The following is a 1,234-nucleotide window of genomic DNA, read 5'->3' as shown; positions in this document are numbered from 1 at the left end:
GGGTTTAAAACGCCCAATCAGGTGTTGTATAATATAATTTAGCGTTGCACTTGGTGTGTTAATCTAAGTAAGATAAAACACTTACACTCGTTCCTTTATTATTCTGATTTTTAGAAATGATCTGACATACAATGCTGTGTTGATGCTTTAGGTGTTTTGTCTTTTTATTGGCCACGAAAGATTGTAAGTAATAGGCATGGTTAGTTATAAATGACAGGCACAAAAAAAGAGAGCATAGGCTCTCTTTTTTTTACTACAGTGTACTTATTGTATGAACAATAAAATTACTGAGCTTCTTCTTCAACGACAACAACGTCGTCAGCTGCATCAACAGCAGGTGTTTCGCTAGCTACGTCAACGCTAGTAGTGTCGCCGTCTACAGGAACTTCAGCGTCGATTTCGTCAGTAGCAGTAGCAACTTGTGCATCAGCGATGTCAGCTTCAGCGTCAGCAACAGCAGCTTCTGCATCAGCAGGAACAACTTCGCCTTCAGCAGCAGCGTCGTCTAGATTTTCTTGTGCGTCTTGCACTTCTTCTTGTGCGTCAGATAAATCTTCAGCAGCGTTTTCTTTGTTGCTGTCACAGGCAGTTAGGCCCATAGATGCAGTCATGATACCAGCTAGAGCAAGTAATTTAAGATTCATAATGTTTTCTCCAGAAAAATGAAATGAGCAGTAGCAGCAACAAAGGTTGAAATCCGATTCATCTCAGAAGTCAACTAGTCTCAGTTACAGCTACTCAGCTTCCACGCATTCTATATGTTTTCATTCTAAATGGAAATAGGCCGTACAATTAAGTAACAATAAAACTCTACCTAAGGTTTTAACTGCTTTAGTTATTATAACTATTAATACAAGATTTCAAATTAATCGACGTATAATCAATAATATCCGTCTATTCTGAAAGGCTTTTCTAAGCCTACATTTTGTGCTAATTTTTGCTAATTTACTGTGTCTTGTGGGCGAAATGACTGGTTAATTGGCCAACCAATATGATGCTAGGGCATGTCCTAGTAGAAATAAACTATTAGAAAAAAACAAGCTATTAGGAAGGACGCTATTTGGAAAGACGCTATTAGCATCGGTGAACACAGTATAATTTATGAGAGCTTGTCTTTAATAAACTTGGTAAAAGCGTTAAATCAAAGGATTGAACTAAAAGTTATAAAACCATTAATACCAATAACAATCAACACAAATCATAGTATTGATCGTATATTTGAGGAATAAAATTA

General features: G+C 36.7%; 1 protein-coding gene. It reads right to left on the bottom strand.

Annotated elements, in window-relative coordinates:
* Positions 1 to 284: 284 nt before the first annotated feature.
* Entirely contained in the window at positions 285 to 644 is a 360-nt protein-coding gene (locus ACT3TU_RS14155; protein ID WP_192524936.1) for a hypothetical protein, read from the bottom strand.
* Between the last annotated feature and the right edge of the window lie 590 nt (positions 645 to 1,234).

Origin of the sequence: Psychrobacter sp. AOP3-A1-26 (genome assembly GCF_052378235.1) — a bacterium.
Taxonomy (GTDB): Bacteria; Pseudomonadota; Gammaproteobacteria; order Pseudomonadales; family Moraxellaceae; genus Psychrobacter.
The sequence above is the reverse complement of the archived record's forward strand: the minus strand, read 5'-3'. Positions and strand labels throughout refer to the sequence as shown.